The organism is Epibacterium ulvae, assembly GCF_900102795.1.
GTDB lineage: Bacteria > Pseudomonadota > Alphaproteobacteria > Rhodobacterales > Rhodobacteraceae > Epibacterium > Epibacterium ulvae.
The window spans coordinates 136,000-155,415 of the sequence record NZ_FMWG01000008.1; the positions used below are offsets into that span (position 1 = coordinate 136,000).

General features: G+C 54.5%; 18 protein-coding genes and 1 riboswitch. Of the genes, 1 reads left to right on the top strand and 17 read right to left on the bottom strand.

The features are described 5' to 3' along the window. Positions 1-34: 34 nt before the first annotated feature. Together cobW and BLP79_RS13460 are read right to left on the bottom strand one after the other, a co-directional pair. On the bottom strand, positions 35-1,114 hold the full coding sequence (cobW, locus tag BLP79_RS13455) for a cobalamin biosynthesis protein CobW (RefSeq protein ID WP_090219750.1): 1,080 nt from the start codon (positions 1,112-1,114) through the stop codon (positions 35-37). Positions 1,115-1,119: 5 nt separating this feature from the next. Beyond that, positions 1,120-1,512, bottom strand: a complete 393-nt coding sequence (locus tag BLP79_RS13460) for a DUF1636 family protein (RefSeq protein WP_090219752.1) — start codon at positions 1,510-1,512, stop codon at positions 1,120-1,122. Between the two features lie 95 nt (positions 1,513-1,607). Beyond that, a riboswitch (cobalamin riboswitch) is annotated at positions 1,608-1,832 on the bottom strand. 49 nt (positions 1,833-1,881) lie between these two features. Between BLP79_RS13460 and cobO the strand changes: the two genes are divergently transcribed. Then, entirely contained in the window at positions 1,882-2,517 is a 636-nt protein-coding gene (gene cobO / locus BLP79_RS13465; RefSeq protein ID WP_090219753.1) for a cob(I)yrinic acid a,c-diamide adenosyltransferase, read from the top strand. Between the two features lie 184 nt (positions 2,518-2,701). Here the strand turns inward: cobO and glpD are convergent, their stop codons facing one another. From glpD to metG, 15 genes are all read right to left on the bottom strand, one after another. Further along, entirely contained in the window at positions 2,702-4,279 is a 1,578-nt protein-coding gene (gene glpD / locus BLP79_RS13470; RefSeq protein WP_090219755.1) for a glycerol-3-phosphate dehydrogenase, read from the bottom strand. Between the two features lie 4 nt (positions 4,280-4,283). Beyond that, on the bottom strand, positions 4,284-5,069 hold the full coding sequence (locus BLP79_RS13475) for a DeoR/GlpR family DNA-binding transcription regulator (protein ID WP_090219756.1): 786 nt from the start codon (positions 5,067-5,069) through the stop codon (positions 4,284-4,286). Positions 5,070-5,179: 110 nt separating this feature from the next. Next, positions 5,180-6,259, bottom strand: a complete 1,080-nt coding sequence (locus BLP79_RS13480) for a DUF1513 domain-containing protein (RefSeq protein WP_090219758.1) — start codon at positions 6,257-6,259, stop codon at positions 5,180-5,182. Further along, positions 6,259-7,263 (bottom strand): imelysin family protein, encoded by a 1,005-nt coding sequence (locus BLP79_RS13485; protein ID WP_090219760.1) that lies wholly within the window; start codon positions 7,261-7,263, stop codon positions 6,259-6,261. Before BLP79_RS13485 ends, BLP79_RS13480 begins: the two co-directional genes overlap by 1 nt. Further along, positions 7,263-8,795: a di-heme oxidoreductase family protein gene (locus tag BLP79_RS13490; protein WP_090219867.1), complete on the bottom strand. Its 1,533-nt coding sequence runs from the start codon at positions 8,793-8,795 to the stop codon at positions 7,263-7,265. Before BLP79_RS13490 ends, BLP79_RS13485 begins: the two co-directional genes overlap by 1 nt. Before the next feature lie 156 nt (positions 8,796-8,951). Beyond that, the gene (locus tag BLP79_RS13495; protein WP_090219761.1) at positions 8,952-10,220 is read right to left on the bottom strand and encodes an imelysin family protein; all 1,269 of its coding nucleotides are present in this window, start codon (positions 10,218-10,220) and stop codon (positions 8,952-8,954) included. A gap of 104 nt (positions 10,221-10,324) precedes the next feature. Next, positions 10,325-10,489: a hemin uptake protein HemP gene (gene hemP / locus BLP79_RS13500; RefSeq protein ID WP_090219763.1), complete on the bottom strand. Its 165-nt coding sequence runs from the start codon at positions 10,487-10,489 to the stop codon at positions 10,325-10,327. 286 nt (positions 10,490-10,775) lie between these two features. Next, on the bottom strand, positions 10,776-11,261 hold the full coding sequence (locus tag BLP79_RS13505) for a YHS domain-containing (seleno)protein (RefSeq protein ID WP_090219765.1): 486 nt from the start codon (positions 11,259-11,261) through the stop codon (positions 10,776-10,778). A gap of 292 nt (positions 11,262-11,553) precedes the next feature. Continuing rightward, positions 11,554-11,922 carry a hypothetical protein gene (locus BLP79_RS13510; RefSeq protein WP_090219767.1) on the bottom strand — a complete coding sequence of 123 codons (369 nt, stop codon included), beginning with the start codon at positions 11,920-11,922 and terminating at the stop codon, positions 11,554-11,556. 103 nt (positions 11,923-12,025) lie between these two features. Continuing rightward, positions 12,026-12,982: an AraC family transcriptional regulator gene (locus BLP79_RS13515; protein WP_090219768.1), complete on the bottom strand. Its 957-nt coding sequence runs from the start codon at positions 12,980-12,982 to the stop codon at positions 12,026-12,028. Positions 12,983-13,099: 117 nt separating this feature from the next. Further along, on the bottom strand, positions 13,100-13,831 hold the full coding sequence (locus BLP79_RS13520; RefSeq protein ID WP_090219770.1) for a proteasome-type protease: 732 nt from the start codon (positions 13,829-13,831) through the stop codon (positions 13,100-13,102). A 12-nt stretch (positions 13,832-13,843) separates the two neighbouring features. Further along, the gene (locus tag BLP79_RS13525) at positions 13,844-14,641 is read right to left on the bottom strand and encodes a transglutaminase family protein (protein ID WP_090219771.1); all 798 of its coding nucleotides are present in this window, start codon (positions 14,639-14,641) and stop codon (positions 13,844-13,846) included. A 4-nt stretch (positions 14,642-14,645) separates the two neighbouring features. Continuing rightward, entirely contained in the window at positions 14,646-15,587 is a 942-nt protein-coding gene (locus BLP79_RS13530; protein ID WP_090219773.1) for an alpha-E domain-containing protein, read from the bottom strand. Between the two features lie 3 nt (positions 15,588-15,590). Next, positions 15,591-17,009 (bottom strand): circularly permuted type 2 ATP-grasp protein, encoded by a 1,419-nt coding sequence (locus BLP79_RS13535; protein ID WP_090219774.1) that lies wholly within the window; start codon positions 17,007-17,009, stop codon positions 15,591-15,593. 472 nt (positions 17,010-17,481) lie between these two features. Continuing rightward, a complete protein-coding gene (gene metG, locus BLP79_RS13540) occupies positions 17,482-19,200 on the bottom strand; it encodes a methionine--tRNA ligase (RefSeq protein WP_090219776.1) in 1,719 nt (572 codons plus the stop codon). Positions 19,201-19,416 lie beyond the last annotated feature (216 nt).

Below are 19,416 nucleotides of genomic sequence, written 5' to 3' on the forward strand. Positions count from 1 at the left end.
CATGCGTGACAAAAGGGACGCGCCGGTGGGCATATTACGCCCCCAGATCTGCGTGGATGCCTGCGGTATCAATATTGTCGTGTTCCGCAATCACAACCAGCTGCGTTTTGCGCGGCTGGCTGCCCCAAGGCTGATCATATTGCGCGCGCAGACGTTCGCCCACGGCCTGAACCAACATGCGCATCGGTTTGCCTTGAACCGCGATATAGCCTTTTACGCGCAGAATGTTTCGGCTGCGGGCCATGGCGATGATGCGATTTTGCAGGTCTTCGGGGTCGGCAACCTCTCCCATTTCAACCACGATGCTTTCAAAATCATCATGGCTGTGATCGTGATGATGGTGGTGCTCGTGATCATGATCGTCGTCGTGGTGATGATGGTGATGTTCGTGGTGGCTGGGGCGCGCCTCAAGATCGTCTTCGGCGGCCGCTTCCAGACCAAGAATCACGCGCGGATCAATCACGCCTTCTGTCATCGGCAGAACGGGCAATTTACGCGGCGCTTCTTTTTCGATCACGGCACGGGCTGTTTCAACGCCGTCTCCGCCAGCAAGATCTGCTTTGGACAACAGGATGATATCCGCACATGAGATCTGATCTTTGAACAGTTCTGACAAAGGCGTTTCGTGATCAATCCCCTCGTCGGCGGCGCGCTGGGCCTCAACTGCATCAAGATCGGTGGCAAATTGTCCTTTGGCGACGGCTTCCGCGTCGGCCAGTGCAATCACCCCATCTACAGTGATGCGAGAGCGGATTGCAGGCCAGTCAAAGGCTTTGAGCAAAGGTTTCGGCAGGGCCAGACCCGAAGTTTCGATAATGATGTGTTCAGGTGTCTCAGGCAGTGCCATCAGGCGTTCGATGGTGGGAATGAAATCATCGGCCACGGTGCAGCAGATACAGCCGTTGGCCAGCTCCATAATGTTTTCAGCTGGACAATTGTCATCTGAACAGGATTTCAGAATGTCACCATCTACACCGGCGGTGCCAAATTCATTGACTACCACAGCCAGACGCTTGCCTTGTGGGTTTTGCATCAGATGGCGGATCAGCGTGGTTTTACCAGCGCCCAGAAACCCAGTGATGACAGTGACGGGAATTTTATTCAATGCGGTCATGGGGATCACTCCTGTTCCGGCAAGGCAAGGGGCGGGATGCGGGCAATGGATTGTTTGCGAAACACAACTGGGCGTTCGCGCCAGGGCACAAGGCCATCGGTGGTTTTGGCATAAGCCGCAGCACCGGCCAGAATATCTGCCACGTGTTCAGCTGGATCAAGATCACCGTAAACATAAGAATAGCGATCAGCCCCACCGCTGAGCACCATGGAGCAGCCCCGTGTGCAGGCCGAGAGGCATTCGACGCCGCGAATGGCAACGCCTTCGGGCAGGCCAGCCTCGGTGAGTGCGTCAAGCAGGATTGCGCCGGGACGGGGACCTTCCGGGTCCACATCTGCGCGGCGGCAGGTTGTACAGACGGTCAGCAAGACCTCTGCGGGTTTGGTTTCTTCAGCCATCTGGGCGCAACTCCTTTTGCGTCCGGCAGGTTGGGGATGGCCAGCACGAACGCCAGTCTGACGTTGCGTGACAGGTCGCGGAACACCCCGTCCGCCCGTTTACATCTGTGTTGGCAGGTCTCCCGGCTTGCGGATGTCAAAGCAGCTGCTTTGTGAACGACCAGCCTTCCCGGGGTTTGGCCCCCAGTGGCATTTGGTCGTCTCATCCGGTCACGGTCGCGGGGGCGGCTGTGCTTTTAAAGGCAGAGTTTTGAGTCTGCTTTTTGTCACATTCCCTCTTCGCCCAGGTTTCCCCGGGAACCAACAACAATCCCCTTGCGCCATAGGGGGCTTCCTTGTCAAGAGATGTGAAACCATGAGGAGATTGGCATGAGTGAGAAATCTGAGGTGGACATTTCGGAAGAAGACGCGGCGCGCCATGCATCAAAGATGGCCAAGAAGAAAGCCGCCCGCGATCGAATGATGCAGAATAAAGATGGCGAAAAAGGCCTGATCATCATCCATACCGGGCCAGGGAAGGGGAAATCCTCTTCTGGGTTTGGTATGATCATGCGTTGTATCGCCCATGGGATGCCCTCCGCGGTGGTGCAGTTTATCAAAGGCGCCTGGGCCACTGGAGAGCGGACCCTGATCGAAGAAAACTTTGGTGATTTATGCCAGTTTTACGCGATGGGCGAGGGATTCACCTGGGAAACGCAGGACAAGGCGCGCGATATCGCGGCGGCGCGTAAAGGCTGGGAAAAGGCCAAAGAGATGATCCTGGATGAGCGCAACACGATGGTGCTTTTGGACGAGATCAATATTGCGCTGCGCTATGAATATCTGGATCTGGATGAGGTGCTGGAGTTTCTGGTGGAGCAGAAACCGGCAATGACCCATGTGGTTTTGACAGGGCGCAATGCCAAGGAAGAATTGATTGAGATCGCTGATCTTGTGACCAATATGGAGCAGATCAAACATCCTTTCCGCGCAGGTATCAAAGCACAGAAAGGGGTCGAATTCTGAGCTGACGTTTGGAGCAAAGCTGATTGCTTCGGCTAGAGGTTTTGCGCTTTGCTTCGCAAATCGCCGGGGGGCGGTGGCGCTGCCTTCGGCAGCGCCACCGCCCGGCCCAACGCTTTTGAGGGAGGCCGATTTTAAATCGGGGTCACGGAAAAGGGGCGGGAGCCGCCCCTTTACTCTTTTGCCTTTATGAGTTTGGCAGTGCGACTTTTTCTTTGATGTAGGTCTCAACTGCGGACCGTTCAGATTCGTCCAAGCGCAGACCTAATTTTGTGCGGCGCCACAGGAAGTCTTCGCCTGAGCGCACCCACTCGCGTGCAATTGCCCAGTCCAGTTCCCGCGCTGTTAGCGTTGCTCCAAAAGCCTGACCGAGGTCTTCGGCCTGAGTTGCGTCGCCCAGAACCTCCCAGGCTTCGGTGCCATAGGCGCGGATCATGCGGCGGGTCGCATAAGGGTCCAGGAAGGGGTAATCCATCGCAAGCTTATCTTGCAGCACCTTTACGTCTTCAACTGGGAAATCCCCACCGGGAAGTGCGACGCCTGCGGTCCAGGCGCCGCTGACGCCGGGGAGGGCTGCGCCGATTTTCACAAGCGCCGCTTCGGCCAGTTTGCGATAGGTGGTGATTTTGCCGCCAAACACATTCAGAAGTGGGGCCGCTTTTGTATCGAGTGACAAGACATATTCGCGTGTCGCCGCTGTGGCAGAGCTGGCGCCATCATCATACAGTGGGCGCACGCCAGAGTAACTCCAGACCACCTGATCTTTGGCGATGGGTTTTTCAAAATATTGCGACGCAAAGGCCAAGAGGTAATCGCGTTCTTCATCCGTGCATTCAGGTTTGGTCTGCGGATCTGTGTGATCTGCGTCCGTGGTCCCGATTAGGGTGAAATCTTCTTCATACGGAATGGCAAAAATAATCCGACCATCGGTGCCTTGGAAGAAATAGCAGCGATCATGATCATAAAGCTTGGGCACAACCAGATGGCTGCCACGCACAAGGCGCACGTTTTCTTTGCTGTTTTGGCCAAGTTTCTGATGCAAAACATCTGCAACCCAAGGGCCGCCCGCATTGACCAGCAGTTTTGCGCGTCGCTCCAGCGTCTCACCGGTTGTGGTGTCTTCCAAGCGAATAATCCAGTGATCGTCGGTGCGTTCGGCACCGATGACTTTGGTGCGCGTCATAATCTCCGCACCGCGGGCCTGTGCGTCACGGGCATTCATCATCACAAGGCGGGCATCTTCGACCCAGCAATCGGAATATTCAAAAGCGGTTTTGAACTTATCCTTGATTGGCTGGCCCAGCGGGCTGGTGGTCAGATCAATTTTGGTGGTGCCGGGCAAGATGCCGCGTTTGCCAAGCGTGTCATACAGAAACAGCCCCAGACGGATCAGCCACGCGGGGCGGCGGCCTTTCATCCATGGCATGATTTTGGTCAACAGACGGGAGGTTGGTGTCTCGCTGTCAAAGCGCATGTCTTTATGAAACGGCAGCACAAACCGCATCGGCCATGAGATGTGGGGCATCGCTTTCAGCAAAACTTCACGTTCGATCAGGGCCTCCTGAACCAGACGGAACTCAAAGAATTCCAGATAGCGCAACCCACCGTGGAACAGTTTGGTTGCTGCTGATGAGGTGGCAGAGGCAAGGTCGTTCATTTCAGCCAGTGATACGCTCAGGCCCCGACCTGCCGCATCACGCGCAATGCCGCAGCCGTTGATGCCGCCGCCAATGATAAAGAGATCTGTGATCTTTTGATCTGTCATGAGGTCAACTTTCGGTTTCTGAGGGTGTTTCCTCAGTTGTTAGAATTCGGGTAGCAGCCGCTGTTGCGGCTTTTAGGAAAGAGGCAGGCGGGGCGCGGTCTGTGATCATCACGTCCAGATCCGAGACATCGCAGATGCGAACCGGGGCTGCGTGGTCAAATTTGCTTCCGTCACAGACCAGCACTTTGGTGCGCGCGTTTTGCAAAATTGCCCGTGCAACAGAGACCTCGCGGGCGTCGTGGTCCATGATTGCGCCGTCCGCATCCATGGCAGAGGCGCCTATGATGGCAAAATCAACCTTGTATCGGTTGATGAATTCAACCGCGTCTTCCCCCACAATCGCGCCGTCGCTTTGACGGATTGTGCCGCCCATCAAAACCAGCTCTTTTGCGGGGCCACCCATCATGAGATTGATAATATTGATGTTATTGGACAGCACGGTTAGGTCGCGATGATTGGACAGCGCGCGTGCAACCTGTTCTGTTGATGTGCCGATATTCAGCGTCAAAGAGCAATTGTCGGGGATCAGATCCGCTGCGAGGGTCGCCATGGCCTGTTTGCCATCGGCATTCAGGCGTCTCCGGTCCGCATAGTCGCGGCTTGCGCCTGCGCTGATACGCACGGCCCCCCCGTGCACCCGTGAAAGCGCGCCACGCGAAGATAGATCTCTGAGATCGGTGCGAATGGTTTGCAACGACACAGCAAAGCGCTGGGAAAGGTCATCAACCTCGACCCGATCAAATTGTTCCAGCAGTTGAAGAATTTCGTTTTGCCGCTCAAGAGCATCCATTTGCTTTCCTTTCGCTTGCGATTGGGTAGCAAATTAGAATAACGGAGTCACGCTTAATTTTCGAAATGCTTTCGAATTGGCTGCGTTTGGGTTTTGCTTGGATGTATGCCTTATAGTGCGACCAGATGATTGTCCCACTGAAATTGGGTTTGTTTAAGAAGGGTCGCCTGCGCCGCCCCAATGGTGAGGATTTGACCGGTTCCAGAGGTGGCGCACCAGCCCTGCGCCTGTGGTGCGACGCCACAGACGTCTGACAGAACGTGCTCAACCTGAATTGAGCCAGACGCTGTATCGAGTACTAAAAGCCTGTTGCCACGTGGAGAGGTGATCGCCAGATGGGTGCCACCGTGATCAAAAGCGATAGAGCCGCCATACCCTTTCATTTCGCGCCACCTGATATCGTCTTCTGCCAAAAGGCGGACAGGTGTGCCGAATTTATGCAGGCCTGCAAGCGGCAAGTCTAATCCAATGTCGCCCTGCCATTGCATAGCAAAGGCCACCGTGCCGTCGGGCGCGATAGCAAGGTGTCGAATAGAGTTTAAGCGAAAGTCATTCGAAAGTGTGATTTGGTCCTGCAGCACGCCTTCTTCAGACAGGTAGCTGAGGTTTGATTGCATTGTCGCCAGATTGAGCTTGCTGCGCCCGGTATCGGGGTGGGTTTCAATCCCTCCATTTGCGACAACAAAAGAGCCATCTGGTAAACCTGCCATATCATGCGGGCCGATACCGCCAGAGGAAAAACTGCCAATACGCTGGTAGGTGTCCTGGACCGACCACACGCCAATCACACCACGCGCATTTTCATAGTCGTTTTCAGTGGTGAACAACCGTGTCCCATCGGTGGAAAAGCAACCGTGACCATAGAAATGGTAGCCGTCAGGTGGCTGCAGCTGCGCAAGTGTCTTACCGGTTCTGCAGTCAAGCACATGCGCAAATCGGCCTGGTCGGCGTGCAAAGGCAATGACGTGGGGGAGGCGTGGATGCGCGCAAAACGCATGACCACGTCCCGGCAAGACCTGCTGAAACAGCCTATTGCCCTGTAAATCAAGCCCGGCAACCATATCCTGCCCAGAGGGCGCGCGCCCGGCCGATAGAAATGCGGGACTGCCCAGATCCGCCCAACTGGGAAGCGGCCATGCGCTGGCTGCGACCAGACCGGCAAGAAAGCTGCGTCTTGAAGATTTTGCCATCAGTCACCATCCAGCGAATTAAACCCAGCAGACACGCCAAGATGTGGCCCCAGCTGTGTTGCGACGGTGCTGCGCAAATCCTGTATGCCTTGTTTGACGGCCTCAATCCGCAGGCGTTTTTGCGGATCGCTCACGCCAGCCAGCGTGGGGTCATCCAGCCGGGCGGCGCGGCTGATCACCCGGTAAAACTGGCGATCCAAGGTGGACCTGACCTCTGGTGCCTCAACCGCGAGGGCCAGTGCAAGCAGGTGCAGGTTTTCGAGAGAGACCATAAGGTGGCGCAGGGAACGCTCTGATCGGTAGGCCTCGGCACGTTTGGGGCGGGGACGGTCAAACGTGCCAAGAGGGCGCCCCAGTCGCAGATCATCATTCAACTGCAACCCGGTTGTAAGAGCTTTGAACAGCTCTTGGGTGGCCTCTGCTGCGGTGGCGTAGCGCGCAGAGGGAGCTGTCATGAGAGAGGCAAACTCGTGTTGCCATTCTGTGTTGAGTATTGCCGCAATTCTGGCAATATCGTGGGTGATCGCCTGCGCCAGATCGCAACGGTTTTGGGAGGGTACCTTACCTTGTAGATCGACATCAAACAGCAGGAAATCTAAAGCGTAAAACCCTTTGGCCGCAACGCTTTGGTCGGCAAAATTCGCAGGCTTTAATGTTTCAGGCGTCGCTTTGGCCAAAAGTGCGCGCACGGCGTTTGGGGTTTTGCCGCGATTGTCGGGCCAAAAGGCAAGCGAAAAGCCGCGTGTGTTGGTTTCTGTCGGGCCAAAGCGCCAGTGGCTGGCGGCAATCCAGGCATCAAATGCGTCATGATAGGCTTGGGTCATCTGGGCCGGGTCAGACAGGCAATGGGTTGTCGTTCGGTGCGCAAGGCTGTCTGCCCGTTGCGCCAAAGCAGCAAAGGCTGGCTGGATCTGGGATGTGGTGATTTCAGGCGCAAGCGGGGCCGCCATGAGCGAGGGCGCGGACAGAGCCAGAGACAGGGCTAATGTATATGATTTCCACATCACAGGCTCTCCAGAAAGCGGATCAGATCTGCGCGCTCCTCTGGCGGCAGGGCGATAACATGATCGCGGGCTGTTTCGCCTTCACCGCCGTGCCACAGGATGGCTTCTAACAGGGTACGTGCGCGGCCATCGTGTAGAAAGCTCGCAATGGGGGAGACTTGTTGGGCGAGGCCAATGCCCCAAAGCGGCGGCGTGCGCCATTCATGGCCTGTTGCGCGATGCTCGGGGCGGTGATCGGCAAGGCCGTCGCCCATATCGTGCAACAACATATCGCTATAAGGCCAGATCAGCTGAAAACTATGTTCTGGCCGTTCTTCCAGACGGTGGGTGACAAATTTAGGTGTGTGGCAACTGGTGCAGCCTGCCGTGTAAAACACCTCTTTGCCGCGTAAAACCTGTGGATCATCGACGTCGCGCCGCGCGGGAACAGCCAGATTGCGGCTGTAGTGGCTGACCAGATCCATGTTGGGCGCGTTGATTTCAGTTTCGCGTATATCATCATCGCCATGTGGTGCTGTGCGGCAGGCTGCCTGCGCCTCTGTGCACTCGCCCCAGGGGGCCGGAAATAGGGGGGTGGAGATGCCGATATCACCAGAAAACGCACCCGAGGATTGTTCATGCACCGTTGGCATGCCCGCTTTCAGGCCAAAGCGACCCAACATGATCTGATCATGTTCAACAGACCACACCAGATTGGCGCGCCCTGAAATCCCGTTGCGGTCTGCATCTTCTGGGTCTGCATGGGCAAGGATATCTGCGGCAGGAATGGCCTCCAGCAGGCCAAGGCCGATCATGCTGGGGGCGATCCGGGGCGACAGCATGGCATCGGTGTGCAAGGGACCATAGCCCAGATTGGCCGCGCGATAGGTTGGTTTGCGCAGGGTGACAATTTCACCACCATTCAGCGTGACGTTGACGTCTTCGTAAGTGGTATCCAACCTGTATTCAGGCGCAAGGCCGGGCGCTGCAAAGTCCTGCAGCTGCCCCCCGTAGGTGGGATCAGGCAGCGTGCCGATATAGTCGTGAACCGCTGCCATTTCGGCAGGTGTTGGGCCAGGTATTGAAACGCGTAGAAACAGGGAAATACTATTGTCATCAGCGCTTTGCGGAACATGGCCGCGCCCATCCTTGACATGGCAGCTTTGACAGGATCGCGCGTTGTAAAGCGGCCCTAACCCATCAGAGGCCAGCGTGGAAGAGGGCGAAAAGACCCAGAGTTTTTCAAACAATGCATTGCCAAGTTTGAACCCCAGTTCCTGTTCAAATGTCAGGTTTGCACTTGGCTGGGAAAAGGCATCACGATCATGGCGCGCACGTGTTGTTGCGGTGCCGGCCTGTCGTGTTTCAAAGGGTTCTGGCGCGCTGAAATCTGTGGCGGGTGCGGTAACCGTTGCAATGCGCGCGGTTTCATCTGCGGTGCGTGGCAGGCTGTTTAGGTGTGGATCCGCAAAAGCCATTTCTGGCAGATCTGTTGCCCGTACTGGAGCGCAGAGAAGCAGGGATGTGGCGATGCACGACACCGAGGTCCGCATGATATCGGTATTGAAGACGAAACGAGGCATGTTGTGTCTGAAACTCTCTGGCGATGCGCAGCAATTTAGCCGAAATCTAGTCTGAAACGCAGGGCTGGGGGATGCAATATTATAAAAAGCCCGGAGCATTGCGGATCAACGCTCCGGGTGTGTTGTTTATTGGAAGACAGCGTTTGGATTGTCCAATGAATCGGACCCTTCGATGGCCACGTTGTTCAGGTCTAACGCAACAATCGCGCGTTCAAACGAGCGGGTTTGATCGATCAACCCGTTTACACCAGACATGATCAGGGCTTCGCCTTTCGCATTGCCTGCTGCCAACATTTGATCATAGGAAAAACCCGATTCAGCAGCGGTTTTAATCTGTCCCAGAGCACGCATAGTGGTGGAAAGCTTGCCGCGAACTTCAAGATCAAGAGCGGCGTTTTCCGCGCTCACCAGATCTGAAACGGATGGGCCAGAGATCAGAGTGCCGTCAACGCGCACATATTGGCCAAGATAGACGTTTTGCACGCCAAGACCATCATAGTAGTGATCGTTGTGCGTGTTGTCAGCGAAACAGGAATGCTCTTCTTCCGGGTCATTCAGCATGACACCAAGGCGCATTCGCTCACCTGCGGTCTCACCGTAAGACAAAGACCCCATACCGGTCAGGATGGCAGAAATCCCTGCATCTTCATCTGACAAAAGCGTGCTGCGTGCGTCGCCCTTTGCGGTCCACTGTGCCGCCATCCATTCCAGATCGCTGACCAAAAGATCAGTGGCGGCTTTCAGGTAATCGCCGCGACGCTCGCAATTGCCGTTGGTGCAGTCGGCTCCGGTCGCATAGTCGGTCCAAGACCGGTTGCCCGCGCCATGCTCTGTGCCGTTCAGATCTTGCCCCCACAACAGGAATTCGACCGCGTGGTAGCCTGTGGCCACGTTGGCCTCAACACCGTCGGCTTCATGCAGATCTCCTTCCAAGAGGGCAGGTGTGATATCGCTGGTGTCGATGGTCTTGCCCGAGAGCGTGAACGTGGGGTTTGCCACAACATTCAGCGCGGCAAATGCGTTTTCGTCCGTGGCACCACCATAAGAGGCATCAACATAATCGATGAGCCCCTCATCCAGCGGCCAGGCATTTACCTTGCCTTCCCAATCATCAACGATGGCATTGCCAAAACGAAACACCTCAGACTGCTGATAAGGCACACGCGCTGCAAACCACGCGTCGCGTGCGGCTTGCAGGGTTTCGGCTGATGGTGTTGCGATCAGCGCATCCACAGCGGCTTGCAGGATTTTTGCAGTCAACAGGCTGTCGTCATACTTGGCCGCGGCGATGTCCGCGTAAGTATTTAGTACGTCAGCTTTTTCCACAGCAAATGCAGAACTGGCAGCAAGGCACAAAGCGGCTGCGGTGCTGGCGCGCAGAGCGGTAGAGATCATTGGGATATTTCCTTGTCGGGTTTAAACGTCAGGTCGTAAATGGACAGGCCCGACGGTGACGCAGAACCTGACCAAAAGAAGAGAGTGCCCCAAAGAGGGCGTGTTTATTTTGTAAGAATGAGTTTTCCGGCGCGGGTGATGCGCAGACTGTAAACCTGACCATTCAACAAGATACGGGCCTGTGTGCCGCTCTTGGTCAGATCTTCCGCGTGATAAGTTGGGAAAACTTCGGTGGCGGTGGTCATTTTGGGGGTCACAATCTGGTTCATCTCTATCGCCCTATGTTTGGTTGCGTAATTTCAACGCACCGGGGGTGCGCGCTAAAACAGTCATTAAGTCATCCTCACATCGGGCTGGTCTGGCGCGGCCAGATTGGCTAGATGAAGCATATCTGACTCGTTTACTAAGAATTGTCAATCTGACTTTTTTAATCAGGTATTATTTTTTACGCCCGCTCTCGAGATCATCTTGCTGAAACAGGGTAGTTTTGGCAGCGCACAGAAACCAAAAAAGGCGGGCCAAAAGCCCGCCTTTGTCGTAGGATATGAACCTGTCTTACAGGTCGCTTACAGCGGTGCTGCGGATGTTTTTCCACTGCGCATCTGCTTTGCTGATGGTGCCTGCTTTGTCTTTTACAAACTCGTCATAGATCGCGCGGTTCAAGAAGACATAAAGCTTGTTGTCGATGACGGCGTGATATTCTGGGTCACCGTCGAATTTTTTGCCAACAGACACACCAAAGGTGCAGAAACCACCGTTTTGGGGCAGGTATGCGTCGGGGTTGGCTTCAAAGCTTTTCATGTTGGCTTCGCTGGTGAAGTAGTAGGCAACACCATCGTGAACCGCTGCGTAGGCTGCAGATCCTTCGGTTGGGTTTGCGGTCGCGATGAATTCAACCGGGTCCACACCGTGCAGGCCAAGTGGCGCGCCTGCGGCTGTAATACCGTTTGAGACATTATATTCATCCGCTGCAAATGCTGCAGTGCTGCTCAGGGCAAGAGCTGTCATCAAAACGGATGCGGATGCAAGTTTCTTGATCATAGGATTTCCCTTTTCTTGTGATCTGAGTGCGACCATCGCGTCTCTTAGATCGTGAAAATAAGTTGGGATATGTCGCCCGTTATAGCAATGTGGGTAGCTGTATTATGAACTAACTGTACAAAAGTTGGAACGATCTGGTTTATTTGAATAAGGGAATTTTTGATGAAAGGAATGCGGGTTTCCCAGCCTTCATTTTTGTAATTTTTAATGTTCTTACTGAAACAAAAGGGGCTGACACTGTCAGCCCCGATTTATGTCACCTGTGCGCGATCGTGCCGCTGAGACATGTACTTTAGGCTGCGCTGGGCACGTCCTCTGCTTTGTGCAGGCTGACCACAGACAGCACGGTCAGACCCAGCAGCATGTAGTACCAGAAGTCGATACCTGCAAAGCCCAGTAAGAGGGGGGCGGCCACAAACACCACTCCCACAGCGCCGTCTACTGCAAGGTGGAGACTGTAAGGCAGCACCCGAAAGATACCTAGGTGATGATCCGTAAGAACGGTCAGCCCAAAGGCTGCAACCCCTGTCACAACAGACAGCCAGAACGCGAGCATATTTTCAGTGCCGAGGCCAAAAATAAACGGCATCAGGATCAGGCCAAATGCGACGGGATAGTCAAGATATGCATGGATGGATTTGGTGACAAAACGCAGAGACATGAGGTTTTCTTCCTGTGTTGAATGCAAACATTTGATGGAAGAAACCTAGGGAAAGAGCGCGCTTTATCCCATGTGCGCGCGTTCTCGATTTATTGCAGATCGTTCAAGAAACCGCATCCTCAGTCTGTCCAAGCTTGCGAAACCGTGCAGGCGTTAGCCCTGTCTCTTTTTTGAAGACGCGAGCAAAGGCTGAGTCTGATGCATACCCGGCCCGTTCTGCCGCATCTGTTATTGACATTGCAGGGCTCAACAGCACCTGTTTTGCAATTTCTATCCGCCAGCCCGTTACGTATTCCATCGGAGTCATGGCCATCTTTTGCTGGAATAAGACAGCAAAGCTGGTGCGGGACATGCCTGCAGCCCGCGCAAGGCTTTCAACCGTCCAGCTTTGCTCGACCGCCTGATGAAACGCATCCAACCCACGTCTCAGATTTGGATCTGAAAACCCGGCCAGCCCCCAAGCTGTGGCTTCGTTGCTTTCGATAAATCCGCGAATGGCCTGCGCAAGAATAACCTCAGACATCTTGAGCGCGATCAGATCCCCCCCCATCCTGCGCCGCCCGGCCTCGTCTCCGATCATCCGCAAGGTGGCTTCCATCCATTTCCCAGCGGTTTCGCCATAGTTTTTAAGATGCACGTAGGGGGGCAGGCGCTCAACCAAGATATGTTTTGCATGCGGTTCAAACGAAAAATGACCACATATAAGCTGTGTTTCGCTTTGTGGCTCTTCACCGCCATAGACCAAAACACCGCTGCCATCATAGCCGGACTGTTCGAGCACCCTATCAAGCGGCAAAACGGTGCGCTCCGAGGCCGGATCTGAAACCAGATCATGTGCAGCACCATGGGGGATGATGATCAAATCCCCCTGTGCCAGTTGCACAGGCTCCTCCACCCCTTCCACAGCGACCAGACATGATCCCCGATGGGCAAAATGAAACCGGGCGACGTTTTCATAATTGGGCACCGCCACGCCCCAGGGGCGTGTGAAAGAGGTGCGAAAATAAAGCGTGCCCCGCATGGAGAGCGTCGTCAGGATATCACTAAGAAGATCAAGCATCCCTAACACATACTCTCTCGACGCGCGTTGTACAGATGTTTGAACGAATTGCGCAAAAAGTAGAACGATCGCGAGCGATCGAGTTGAGAGAGGGGGTATTTTCCCTCGTCAAAGCGCCTAAGTTTCAAAATCCGGTAATTGTTCAAGCGCATGTTTCAAAGCACCGCCCCAGCTTTCGGAGATGGTTTTGAAATAGGGATCTTCGGCTTCGAAACGCTCTTTACGGCCAGCTTCCAGGCTGTCTTCGTCGTAAAGCTGCAGATCAAGCGGGGCGCCAACGCCAAGATTGGCCTTTATGGTCGAATCAAAACTGACCAGCAGCAGTTTAATGGCCTCCGCAAAGGACATATTCGGATCATATGCCCGGACAAGGATTGGACGGCCGTATTTGGTTTCACCGATTTGGAAAAACGGTGTGTCGTCTCCGGCTTCGATAAAATTTCCCTCAGGGTAGATCAGGAACAGACGGGATTGCCCGCCTTTGATCTGCCCACCCAGAATAAGGGTTGCATGAAACGCACTATCTGCCTGCTGGCCGCCGCGGGAATGGACCTCGATGACTTCTTTTAGCGCCTTTGAAACGATACGTGCGACCTGAAACATCGTCGGTGCTTCAAGGATTGAAGGCGCGCGGTTTTCGGGGGATTTCGTGCGTTCTTCCAGAAGGCTGACAACCGCCTGTGTGGTGGCCAGATTGCCTGCGGTCAAAAGCGTGATGGTGCGCTCTCCCGGAGTGTTCCAGGAGAACATTTTCTTGAAGGTGGAGATATTGTCGACCCCGGCATTGGTCCGCGTGTCTGACATGAACACTAAGCCGCGGCTCAGCCGCATCCCAACCGCATAGGTCATGCTGGTCTCCGTCTATTGCTGAGCGACTTCGAGATGGACGTTCAACGCCTCACCTGCGGCTCCTGTTCGGCTTCCTATTACCGGAGCCGCCTCGCTATAGTCCAGACCAGTTGCAACACGCACGTAGCGTTGATCGGGCGAAATGCCGTTGGAGACATCAAATCCAACCCATCCCAATCCATCAACATGGGCTTCTGCCCAAGCATGGGTTGCATCCTGGACTTCGCGATCATCCATCATCAGATATCCTGAAACATACCGGGCTGGAATGCCAAGGGCACGCGCACAAGACACAAAGACATGGCTGTGATCCTGGCACACGCCGCGTCCGGCTGCGATTGCATCTTCAGCGCTCCAGTCTGGTTGTGATGCGCCAGTTTCATAGGCGATCTGTGTTTTAATATGTGCTGACAGTGCATGCAATTGATCCAGGGTGGATCCATCCGTGATGTTTTTCAGAAGCTGTCGCACTCCTTTGCCGGGCTTGGTGCGATCAGTTTGGCGCTTGAACAACCACAAAGGCGCGGCCCCTTCATGTGGGCCGGTAATGCCATTTTGATCTGCAACCTCAACCACCCCTTCTGAGATCAACTCGATGCTCTCAGTGTTGATGTCAAAGCTGACCAGTTCCACTGTGTTGCGGTGAAAATCTTCAAATTGCAGTTCTTTCTTGCCGCCAATCACAGTGGTGGACCAGGATAGCACGCTCTGGTTTCGGAAGGATTTGGGTGTTTTGCGCACCTGCTGCAATCCAAAAGGAACAGGCGCATCAAATGCATAGCGGGTGGTGTGTTTAATCCTGAGTTGCATAGGTTTACTCATAAAACCGGTAGTCGACTTCGATTTGGGCACTGAGACGCCCCAGCTCACCGAGGACATCTTGAATGTACTCATGCAAACCTTGATCAATTATTTCGGAAATGTCACGGCCCGAGAATTTTCCATAAAGATCTGCAGCCAGTTTGGCAGATGGCATTTCGGTTCCGTAATCCTTACCTAGATAATTCAGGTTTTCGAGCAATTTACGCGTAGAAAAACTGAGACTGCGTGGCATCCGTTCATCGAGAATCAAGAAATCAGCAATTTCAGCCGGACCATTTTTTTGTCCGTGCAAGATCCGATAGCCGCCGCCTGCGCCAACGGATCGTAAGATGATTTCCCACTGCACGTTGTCGAGCGATGATCCCACTGAAAAGGCGGTCGGCAACAGGACAAAGTATTTCACGTCCAGAATGCGCCCAACATTATCCGCGCGTTCGATATAGGTGCCAAGACGCAGAAAATCATAGATATCGCAGCGCATCATGCTGCCCAGAATGGCCCCACGCACCAATGTGGTACGTTCACGGACCAATTCGATGACACCGGGCAGATCCCGCTCTCCGACGCGGCGTTTCAGCGCGCTTTCCAGGCTCATCCAGCCGCCGTTGACCGCGCTCCAGACCTCATAGGTCAGGGCGGTACGAACCAGACGTGCGTTGTCGCGGGCCAGTTTGGCGACGGAACGGATCGATGACGGGTTGTCCGGATCGCGCAGCAGCCAATCAATAGCATTGTCTTTGCTGATTTCGTCGTATTTGGCTTGATATCCTTGCAACACACCCGCCGTTTGCAGGACCGAAACCCATTCATCATCGCTTCCGCTGGATCGAGTCAGGGCCATGCGTTGGCCTGTTTCCAGCAGTCGTGCGGTATTTTCCGCGCGCTCCAGATAGCGCGCCATCCAGAACAGCCCTCCGGCAGTTTTTCCGAGCATCGCTTAGTCCTCCAGTACCCAGGTGTCTTTGGTGCCGCCGCCTTGGCTTGAATTGACCACAAGAGATCCTTTTTTCAGCGCAACGCGGGTCAGGCCGCCGGGGGTGATATTGATCCCTTCGGGTGACACCAGAACAAAGGGGCGCAGATCAACATGGCGGGGCGCCAGCCCGGATTTGGCAAAGATCGGAACCGTTGAAAGCGACAGCGTGGGCTGTGCGATGTAATTGCCGGGTTTGGCTTTCAGTTTCGCACGAAACGCTGCCAGTTCCTTTTTGCTTGCTGCCGGGCCAATCAGCATGCCGTAGCCGCCTGATCCATGCACTTCTTTGACCACCAGTTCGTTCAGGTTATCCAACACGTAGGCCAGTGAATCAGGTTCTGAGCAGCGCCAGGTGGGGACGTTCTGCAAAATCGCCTTTTCGCCTGTGTAAAACTCAACAATATCAGGCATATAAGAATATATTGCCTTGTCATCAGCAATACCGGTGCCCGGCGCGTTTGCGATTGTGATCCCGCCAGAACGATAGACATCCATAATGCCCGGAACGCCCAGTGCGCTGTCGGGGTTGAAATTCAGCGGATCAAGGAATTCATCATCGACCCGGCGATAGAGCACATCAATGGCTTTGTAACCCTGCGTGGTGCGCATGCACACCCGTCCATCACGGACCCGCAGATCGTGACCTTCCACCAATTCAACGCCCATCTGATCGGCAAGGAAGGCATGTTCATAATAAGCAGAATTGTAAATGCCGGGGGTCAAAACGGCGACTGTCGGGTCGCCCGTGGTCATGGCCGGGGCGCTGGCGGCCAAAGACCGGCGCAGGTTGGTTGGGTAGTCTGATACGCGCTGAACGCGGCTTTTGCTGAACAGTTCGGGGAACATTTTCAGCATAGTTTCCCGGTTTTCGAGCATATAGCTCACTCCGGATGGGGTGCGGGCATTGTCTTCCAGAACGTAAAATTCATCAGGGCCGGTGCGTACCAGATCGATGCCTACGATATGCGTATAGACACGGCCCGGCGGAGAAACACCCAGCATTTGCGGCAAAAATGCTTCGTTGCCAGCAATCATCTCGGCGGGGAGGCGGCCGGCGCGCACGATTTCCTGCCGGTGATAAATATCATGCAAAAAAGCGTTGATGGCACGCACGCGCTGTTCAATCCCGCGCGATAGCTTTTGCCATTCGCTGCGAGAGATCACGCGTGGAATAATGTCAAAAGGGATCAGCCGCTCTTCGGCGTCGGCTTGTCCATAAACGTTGAAGGTGATGCCGGTCAGGCGAAAGACTTCTTCGGCCTCACGTTGCTTTGCGCGCAATCGCGCGGCGTCTTCTTCGCTGAACCATTGGCCAATGTCACTGTAGGCGGCGCGATACGAGCCGTCTGGGTTTAGCATCTCGTCGAAATAATCTGTCATAAAGTTAAGACTGACCAAAATTATCTGAGTTGCAAGGCGTTGACATTCCGAAGCCGGGAAGTAGGATTTCGCCAAATTGTGTCGACGCTAATAGCGGTGTGATCTGCGAAAATTCAGCTCTGTTTTCGCCTCAATCTTTCGGTAAATCTGGTTTATTCTGAACGGTGTGCTAAATTTTTTGGCGATATCGAAATGTGGCGCGGTTCGAATCTTTTTCAATTTATAAAAGTTAGGGGTCCGCGGCTTTCTGGTTTGATAAAAAACGAGGGTGAGGTTGTTTTTTTCTAAAACGACCCGCCGAGAGCCTAATTAAAAGGCGAAATGGATGTTCGCGCCTTCGTGTTAAAGGGCATTTTCGAATCATCTGATTCGGTGCAAATCTGACAAAATGCCGCGCCATGAGTTTTGGCGCGTATAAATGAAAAACGCTCCCGGCTTCGGGAGCGTTTGCGAGACTGCGTAATTTTTATGCTTAGTCGCGTGTGCCGGAAAAGCGCGATTGCCAGTCTTCGCGCTGATCATCTGTAATCTTGGCAAACAGTACGTCGGGCACGGTGAAGGCATGGCCGGGTTTCAACGCACTCAAGAAGCCTGCGAGGCTATCAGGCCAGATGTGATCTTCGCTCTTTAGTGCGGCCATCAGCGTTTCTGTTGCGTGCGGGATGAAAGGCGCGCTGAGCACGGCGTAAAGACGGATCAGGTTCAGGCCAAGGCGCACCTGCGCCGCTGCGCGTTCTGGATCTGTTTTAAATACAGACCATGGTGCGGCGGACTGCAGATATTCGTTGCCAGCCACCCAGATCGCGCGCAATTCCTGCGCGGATTTGCGTACATCCATGGCGTCCATATGGGTTTCATAGGCTTGAATGCGGGAGGTGAGATCGGCAATGAGCGCCTCTTCCTGTTCGCCATATGCGCCGCCTGCAGGCACTTCTTCGCCGAATTTGGAACGGCAGAATTTTGTGATCCGGCTGACGAAGTTCCCCAGAACATCGGCAAGGTCTTTGTTCACGGATTGCTGGAAGTTTTCCCAGGTGAATTCAGAATCTGAACTTTCCGGCGCATGGCTGAGCAGCCACCAGCGCCAATAATCCGCAGGCAGGATTTCCAGCGCCTGGTCCATAAAGACACCGCGCCCCTGCGAGGTAGAGAACTGACCGCCATCATAGTTCAGGTAATTGAAAGATTTCAGGTGATCGACCAGCTTCCATGGCTCGCCTGATCCAAGGATTGTGGCCGGGAAAGACAGGGTGTGGAATGGCACATTGTCCTTGCCCATGAACTGGACATATTTCACATCATTTGCGCCCATATCGGTGCGCCACCAGCGCTGCCAGTCGGCATCTGTTTTGCCGTTGGCATCAGCCCATTCCTTGGAAGCTGCGATATATTCGATGGGCGCATCAAACCAGACATAGAACACTTTGCCTTCCATGCCGGGCCAGTCTGTATCGCCCTTTTTAACCGGAATGCCCCAGTCCAGATCACGTGTGATGCCGCGGTCTTGCAGACCGTCCCCATCGTTTAGCCATTTTTTTGCGATGGAGGTGGTCAGGATGGGCCAATCAGATTTGCTGTCAATCCAAGCGTTTAGATCATCTTTGAGCTGGGATTGGCACAGATACAGGTGTTTGGTTTCGCGCACTTCCAGATCTGTTGATCCCGAAACAGCAGAACGCGGATTGATCAGGTCAGTTGGGTCCAGCTGTTTGGTGCATTCTTCACACTGGTCGCCGCGCGCTTTTTCATAGCCGCAGTTGGGGCAGGTGCCTTCAATGTAACGGTCAGGCAGAAAGCGACCATCGGCATTGGAGTAAACCTGCTTTTCGACCACTTCACGGATCAGACCAGCCTCTGCCAGTTTGCCTGCAAAATGCTGTGTCAGCGCGTGGTTCTGCGGGCTGGACGAGCGGCCAAAGTGATCAAACGACAGGCCAAATCCTTGGGCGATATCGGCCTGTACCTGATGCATGTCGGCGCAATATTCAGCCACCGGTTTGCCTGCTTTTGCGGCGGCCAGTTCGGCTGGTGTACCGTGTTCATCTGTGGCGCAGAGGAACATCACCTCGTTGCCGCGACCGCGCTGAAAGCGTGCATAAAGATCTGCAGGCAATTGGCTGCCCACCAGATTGCCCAGGTGTTTGATCCCGTTGATATAGGGGATCGCCGAAGTAATCAGAATGCGTGCCATGCCATCTATCCCGTAATACGTTTGGTGCCCGTCTAGCGCATGGGCGCGGGTACGGAAACCCCCACTGGTGCAGGTGGGTGTGGTTTCCTTTGATCCTCACAAAATGGGGGGTGACATCGATGCACCCTTTATGCACCCCCGGTGCAGCGGCGATGCAGCATAGAAGAATAAGGAGGCGCACAGGTGCAATTTATACGCGAGCGTCTCTTGTAATAT

Coding starts and splice junctions, on each gene's coding strand:
- BLP79_RS13515 (WP_090219768.1), bottom strand. CDS start 12,982: ATGCTTGATCTTCTTAGTGATATCCTGACGACGCTCTCCATGCGGGGC.
- BLP79_RS13485 (WP_090219760.1), bottom strand. CDS start 7,263: ATGTGGAAATCATATACATTAGCCCTGTCTCTGGCTCTGTCCGCGCCC.
- BLP79_RS13530 (WP_090219773.1), bottom strand. CDS start 15,587: ATGCTCGGAAAAACTGCCGGAGGGCTGTTCTGGATGGCGCGCTATCTG.
- cobW (WP_090219750.1), bottom strand. CDS start 1,114: ATGACCGCATTGAATAAAATTCCCGTCACTGTCATCACTGGGTTTCTG.
- BLP79_RS13520 (WP_090219770.1), bottom strand. CDS start 13,831: ATGACCTATGCGGTTGGGATGCGGCTGAGCCGCGGCTTAGTGTTCATG.
- glpD (WP_090219755.1), bottom strand. CDS start 4,279: ATGACAGATCAAAAGATCACAGATCTCTTTATCATTGGCGGCGGCATC.
- metG (WP_090219776.1), bottom strand. CDS start 19,200: ATGGCACGCATTCTGATTACTTCGGCGATCCCCTATATCAACGGGATC.
- BLP79_RS13510 (WP_090219767.1), bottom strand. CDS start 11,922: ATGTCTCTGCGTTTTGTCACCAAATCCATCCATGCATATCTTGACTAT.
- BLP79_RS13480 (WP_090219758.1), bottom strand. CDS start 6,259: ATGGCAAAATCTTCAAGACGCAGCTTTCTTGCCGGTCTGGTCGCAGCC.
- BLP79_RS13525 (WP_090219771.1), bottom strand. CDS start 14,641: ATGCAACTCAGGATTAAACACACCACCCGCTATGCATTTGATGCGCCT.
- BLP79_RS13535 (WP_090219774.1), bottom strand. CDS start 17,009: ATGACAGATTATTTCGACGAGATGCTAAACCCAGACGGCTCGTATCGC.
- hemP (WP_090219763.1), bottom strand. CDS start 10,489: ATGAACCAGATTGTGACCCCCAAAATGACCACCGCCACCGAAGTTTTC.
- cobO (WP_090219753.1), top strand. CDS start 1,882: ATGAGTGAGAAATCTGAGGTGGACATTTCGGAAGAAGACGCGGCGCGC.
- BLP79_RS13460 (WP_090219752.1), bottom strand. CDS start 1,512: ATGGCTGAAGAAACCAAACCCGCAGAGGTCTTGCTGACCGTCTGTACA.
- BLP79_RS13495 (WP_090219761.1), bottom strand. CDS start 10,220: ATGATCTCTACCGCTCTGCGCGCCAGCACCGCAGCCGCTTTGTGCCTT.
- BLP79_RS13475 (WP_090219756.1), bottom strand. CDS start 5,069: ATGGATGCTCTTGAGCGGCAAAACGAAATTCTTCAACTGCTGGAACAA.
- BLP79_RS13490 (WP_090219867.1), bottom strand. CDS start 8,795: ATGCGGACCTCGGTGTCGTGCATCGCCACATCCCTGCTTCTCTGCGCT.
- BLP79_RS13505 (WP_090219765.1), bottom strand. CDS start 11,261: ATGATCAAGAAACTTGCATCCGCATCCGTTTTGATGACAGCTCTTGCC.